The sequence below is a fragment of the Mixta theicola genome (assembly GCF_002895925.1).
GTDB lineage: Bacteria > Pseudomonadota > Gammaproteobacteria > Enterobacterales > Enterobacteriaceae > Mixta > Mixta theicola.
The window spans coordinates 1-4988 of record NZ_NWUO01000033.1 but is presented as its reverse complement, the minus strand read 5'-3'; the positions used below and the strand labels follow the sequence as shown (position 1 = coordinate 4988).

Annotated in this window: 6 protein-coding genes and 1 pseudogene; 6 read left to right on the top strand and 1 reads right to left on the bottom strand. The window is 50.4% G+C overall.

The genetic code is table 11. The annotated features are described in order from the left end of the window. Positions 1–526 precede the first annotated feature (526 nt). The gene (locus COO59_RS20315; protein WP_103061455.1) at positions 527–1213 is read right to left on the bottom strand and encodes a replication initiation protein; all 687 of its coding nucleotides are present in this window, start codon (positions 1211–1213) and stop codon (positions 527–529) included. Positions 1214–1738: 525 nt separating this feature from the next. On the opposite strand from COO59_RS20315, the gene COO59_RS20310 reads away from it, so the two are divergent. The 6 genes and pseudogenes from COO59_RS20310 to arsC all read left to right on the top strand — a co-directional run. Beyond that, complete coding sequence (locus COO59_RS20310; RefSeq protein WP_240614176.1) at positions 1739–2038, top strand: TrfB-related DNA-binding protein; 300 nt, start codon at positions 1739–1741, stop codon at positions 2036–2038. A gap of 15 nt (positions 2039–2053) precedes the next feature. Continuing rightward, the gene (locus tag COO59_RS20305) at positions 2054–2452 is read left to right on the top strand and encodes a S24 family peptidase (RefSeq protein WP_103061453.1); all 399 of its coding nucleotides are present in this window, start codon (positions 2054–2056) and stop codon (positions 2450–2452) included. Between the two features lie 64 nt (positions 2453–2516). Beyond that, positions 2517–2618: pseudogene (locus tag COO59_RS21535) on the top strand (Y-family DNA polymerase); the annotation flags it as partial. 264 nt (positions 2619–2882) lie between these two features. Further along, the gene (locus COO59_RS20300) at positions 2883–3236 is read left to right on the top strand and encodes a metalloregulator ArsR/SmtB family transcription factor (RefSeq protein WP_103061452.1); all 354 of its coding nucleotides are present in this window, start codon (positions 2883–2885) and stop codon (positions 3234–3236) included. Positions 3237–3333: 97 nt separating this feature from the next. Beyond that, on the top strand, positions 3334–4617 hold the full coding sequence (locus COO59_RS20295; RefSeq protein WP_046289579.1) for an arsenic transporter: 1284 nt from the start codon (positions 3334–3336) through the stop codon (positions 4615–4617). A 49-nt stretch (positions 4618–4666) separates the two neighbouring features. After that, positions 4667–4988, top strand: a 322-nt coding sequence (gene arsC, locus COO59_RS20290) for an arsenate reductase (glutaredoxin) (protein ID WP_103061451.1), incomplete at its 3' end; no start/stop codon positions are given.

Here is a 4988-nt window from a genome sequence, read left to right as displayed (position 1 = left end):
CGCCGGCGCTCCGAGGTGTGGGAAAACAGCCCTACTTTGCAGGCCGCCGGGGCGCTGCAGCGGTGCGCCAGCGCCAGGTGTGGGAAACAGCCCTACTTTGCGGGCCGCCGGGGCGCCACAGCGGGTGCGCCATGCGTGTGAAACAGCCCTAAATCACGGGCAGGCTGGCGCCGCAACTGATGCGCCGATGCAGGTATGGGAAACGGCCCTACATGGCAGCCAGCTGGCGAGGCAGCTGATGCGCCGGCGCCGGATATGGGAAACAGCCCTACTTTGCGGGCCGCAAGGCGACGCGGCTGATGCGCCAACGCCAGATGTGGGAAACGGCCCTACTTTGCGGGTCGCCGGGCACAGTTGCGGGCGCTCAGGCGCAGAGTGTGGGAAACAGCCCTACTTTGCGGATCGCCGGACACCGCAGCGGGCGCGCCGGTACTAAGTGTGGGAAACAGCCCTACTTTTTGTAGCAGGGCTTAATTAGGCTGGAGGAGAGCAAATTAAAGCAACAAAATTTAAATTAAACATTAACTTACTGTTTTTGATGAATATTAAATATCAACTTGCCGCTAGACTCAGCTTGATAAGATACGCGCAGAGGGGTTTTATCATTTATTTGCCTTAAAGCTGGCTCAAGAAATGTACGCTTTAGCTCTGCAAGGTTTGCTTTCTGAGAGTCAGGCAACATGAACCTTTCTGATAACCAATCATGCGAAGTAACCCATATCTGAGAGCTTCTGAACTGACATAAGCTTTCATAAAGCCGAACGGTCCGAGGGTTCTTGAGGCTTCCGCAATCTCTTAATGAATAGGTTGTGAATTGATTGCCAAGAACATACAGGTAAGGCAAAACTTTATGATTAAACTCGATCTCCCATAAACCTTTACTCGATCTGCCGCCGGCTTCAGTCAGCCAGGGGCGCGCGATAACATCATGACGACCGCTTTTAGGGTAAAAAATGATGGAAGAACGTGACAGTTCAAACACACCCTCTTTAACATCACGACTTGCTTGGTTTCGGGTTACGTTGAAAATATCTTCATAATCCGAGACGGCAACGGTAAAAACAGGGTTAGCGGACTCGTCTTCATCTGTGAAATAAGTCTGCATCAGGCAGAGCCACAAAACCCGCTTTGCTTTCAAAGATAAATGATAAGCAGCCTCGGTTAGCTCGTTAGACTGTTTAACATTTATCTTTTTTTTCAGGGCATTAGCCATGTCCGCTGCCTTCTGTGGGTTAATTTATGACCCCCACAATACCAGCCAGTACACACAAGTCAACTAATTATTAACTTCAATGTGAACTAGGGCCGATTCCCATAACAAGTAGGGCTGATTCCCATAACGACTAGGGCTGTTTCCCATAAGATCTAGGGCTGATTCCCACATAAAGTAGGGGTAATTCCCAGAATTAGCCATGATTTCGCCTTTAAATTCAATGTATTAAGCATCTCTAAAAAGCCTTAAAAAGCCTTAAAATACCAATTAAAAAGCTTTTAAAATTTAGCGCTGTGGATAAGTGGATAAGTCACATTAACATTGAAACCGACGCCGCTTTGCTCTGTCGGTCAACCCCTCGGCAGCACAAAACAAGTTTTGTACTGCCGAGGGGTTTTCGCTAAAGGAAATCAAGTGAAAACATTCAAGTACAGTTACTTTATACTTGTGTTGACCAAATTCAGCATTACACTTAGCCTTCAAAATATGTAGATACTTAGGTGAGTTATGGCGCAGAAAAGACAAATGACGCAGCAGGAATGGGATCGGCTTATACCCATCATGTCTACTTTTGCACATATCACCACAGAAATTGGTTACGCAGTTCTGGTTAAAGGAGAGCGGCAAGCTGATGTAGCTGTTCGCGTTGACCGTACAAAGCAAAACGTAGCGAATGCTGTAAAAAGGATCTGGGAGCTATACCAGCAGTTTACCCTAAATGATGGCGAAGACTTAGAATTGGTTAATTTATGGCTTCCTAAGAAAGAAGCTGAGCGAGTAAAAGAATTAGCATCTAAGTACCCGATAAATAAAGATAAATTATAGTTTCCGGAGGAGACTATGGCATTTCAATCTCCTGCCTCAAACTACGCTGAAAAGCGTATTGATTTTGCTAATCTCGTTTCACTTTCGCCACACTCTACGTACGTTTGGGAATGTACAAGCGATTATCCAGCATGTGGGATCCTCAAAGGATCTTTGCTTGCGGTAGATCGCAGCTTGCTGCCTAAACATGGCAATTTAGTCATTGCGAGTGTGCATGATGAATTGGTAATACGAAGGCTCCTTCTAACGCCAGCTCCAGCCCTACAGACCCTTACAGGTAAATGTATTATCACTCCCATCAAAGAAGGCAATGAGTCGCCAATCTGGGGCGTAATAGCCTATGCATTGACTGACTTAGCTGGGTTAGGTTTCTCTCAAATCGAATCTACAGCTTTGGATCTTCCAAACGAGTAACTTGCAAAGAACAGTGGTTCGATAAATACTGTGTATATAAACAGTATAATTTTTGAATCTGACTATGTTTGCACTTGCTGATGCCAATAATTTTTATGCCTCTTGTGAAACGATTTTTAGGCCGGATTTGCGCGGGAAACCCATTTGTGTGGTCTCAAACAATGATCTGAGTGGTGAGAAAAGTTAGTTAATTTGATGCTGTTCATGTCAGCAGCTCTAGAGAGTTTTTTGGTCTTCTATGAGCGAAAAGCGGACATTGAGTGCTCGAAGATTGATTGCATCCTTCTGGCTTACCTGTGCAGGCATACCGTAAACGAATTGTCACAAAATGAGCTACTGCCAGATAAACACATCTGAATTAACGAATATATGATTGACTCACAAATTGCAGGCAGTGAGAATGTCTTCAATTCCGGACTCAGGAGTCATCATGCCTCAATTTCAGCCTCTTCAGCTTTTCAAAAATCTCTCTGATGAAACACGACTCAGTCTGGTGCTGCTGTTGCGCGAAAAAGGGGAGCTCTGCGTCTGCGAGCTTTCGTCCACGCTAAAGGAATCACAACCAAAAATCTCCCGTCACCTTGCACTTCTTAGGGAGAGTGGGCTGCTGATCGACAGGCGAGACGGCAAGTGGATCCATTACCGGTTATCGCCACATATGCCAGCCTGGGCAGCAGCAGTGATTGAACAGGCTTACCTGTGCCAGCGGGATGACATCCTTAAGCTCAGCCAGCAGGCTGAACGCGATAACGCAACCACCAACGGCAAGGTTGTCTGCATGTAAAAATTTTATCAAAACACATTCGATTAAACGCATGTGTTTTGCAGCATACACTTAGAAGCCCGCTTTAACGGGCGGTTATATTTAAGAAGGAGAGAGTATGTTTCTGGCGGGTGCGATTTTCGTCCTGACCCTGGTGCTGGTTATCTGGCAGCCAAAAGGGCTCAGTATTGGCTGGAGTGCAGTCATCGGTGCGGCCCTGGCGCTCCTGACCGGCGTAGTACAGATTGGGGATATTCCGGTGGTCTGGCAGATTGTCTGGAACGCTACGGCTACCTTTATTGCCGTCATCATCATCAGTCTGCTGCTCGACGAATCCGGCTTTTTTGAGTGGGCGGCGCTGCACGTTTCCCGCTGGGGAGGCGGAAAAGGCCGGCTGCTGTTCACCTATATCGTTCTGCTGGGTGCGGCGGTAGCCGCCCTGTTCGCTAATGACGGGGCGGCGCTTATTCTGACGCCGATCGTCATCGCCATGCTGCTGGCGCTGGGCTTCAGCCCCGGCGCCACACTGGCGTTTGTGATGGCAGCAGGTTTCATCGCCGACACCTCCAGCCTGCCGCTCATCGTGTCGAACCTGGTGAACATTGTCACGGCGGACTTCTTTAAGCTGGGTTTCAGCGAGTATGCCTCGGTGATGGTGCCGGTAAATATCGCCTCCGTGGCCGCCACGCTGGTGATGCTGCACCTGTTTTTCCGCAGGGACATCCCGGCCACCTACGACCTGACGAAACTGAAGGCGCCGCGTGAGGCCATTCGCGATGCGCGCACTTTTAGAACCGGCTGGATTGTTCTCATCCTGCTACTGGTCGGCTTCTTTGCTCTCGAACCACTCGGCGTGCCGGTAAGCCTGGTGGCAGCGGTGGCGGCGTGTATTCTCTGGCTGGTTGCCCGCAAAGGACACGTGATTGATACCGGCAAGGTGCTGAAAGGCGCGCCCTGGCAGATTGTTATCTTCTCGCTGGGCATGTATCTGGTGGTGTACGGTCTTCGTAACGCCGGCCTGACTGATTACCTTTCTGCCGCCCTGAACCGGTTTGCAGAGCACGGCGTCTGGGGCGCAACGCTCGGCACCGGTTTCCTGACGGCGGCGCTCTCTTCTGTCATGAACAACATGCCTACCGTGCTCGTTGGTGCGCTTTCGATTGACGGCAGCACCGCACAGGGCGTGGTGAAGGAAGCGATGATTTACGCCAACATCATCGGCTGCGACCTCGGCCCGAAAATCACCCCCATCGGCAGCCTCGCTACCCTGCTGTGGCTGCACGTACTGGCGCAAAAAAACATTACTGTCAGCTGGAGCTACTACTTCCGCGTGGGCATCGTGATGACCCTGCCGGTACTTTTTGTGACGCTGGCCGCGCTGGCCCTGCGCCTGTCTGTTTAACCTTAACCCCGGTGTTGCGACTGTGCAGCGCCTTTACGGAGTACCGCTTATGACTGACATCACTATTTACCACAATCCGGCCTGCGGGACGTCGCGTAACACCCTGGCGCTTATCCGCAACAGCGGCGTGGAGCCAACAGTGATTTTGTATCTGGAGACGCCAACATCCCGCGACGAGCTGAAAAAGCTGATAGCAGATATGGGTATCAGCGCACGTGCCCTGCTGCGCAAAAATACAGAGCCCTATGAGCATCTGGGGCTGGCAGAAGACCGGTTCAGCGATGATGAACTGCTGAATGCGATGCTGGCTCACCCCATCCTCATCAACCGCCCGGTGGTTGTGACGCCACTCGGCACAAGGCTCTGTCGTC

Bases quoted from the DNA above. Each gene is read 5' to 3' on its own strand.
- COO59_RS20315 (WP_103061455.1), bottom strand. From the start codon at position 1,213: ATGGCTAATGCCCTGAAAAAAAAGATAAATGTTAAACAGTCTAACGAG.
- COO59_RS20310 (WP_240614176.1), top strand. From the start codon at position 1,739: ATGACGCAGCAGGAATGGGATCGGCTTATACCCATCATGTCTACTTTT.
- COO59_RS20305 (WP_103061453.1), top strand. From the start codon at position 2,054: ATGGCATTTCAATCTCCTGCCTCAAACTACGCTGAAAAGCGTATTGAT.
- COO59_RS20300 (WP_103061452.1), top strand. From the start codon at position 2,883: ATGCCTCAATTTCAGCCTCTTCAGCTTTTCAAAAATCTCTCTGATGAA.
- COO59_RS20295 (WP_046289579.1), top strand. From the start codon at position 3,334: ATGTTTCTGGCGGGTGCGATTTTCGTCCTGACCCTGGTGCTGGTTATC.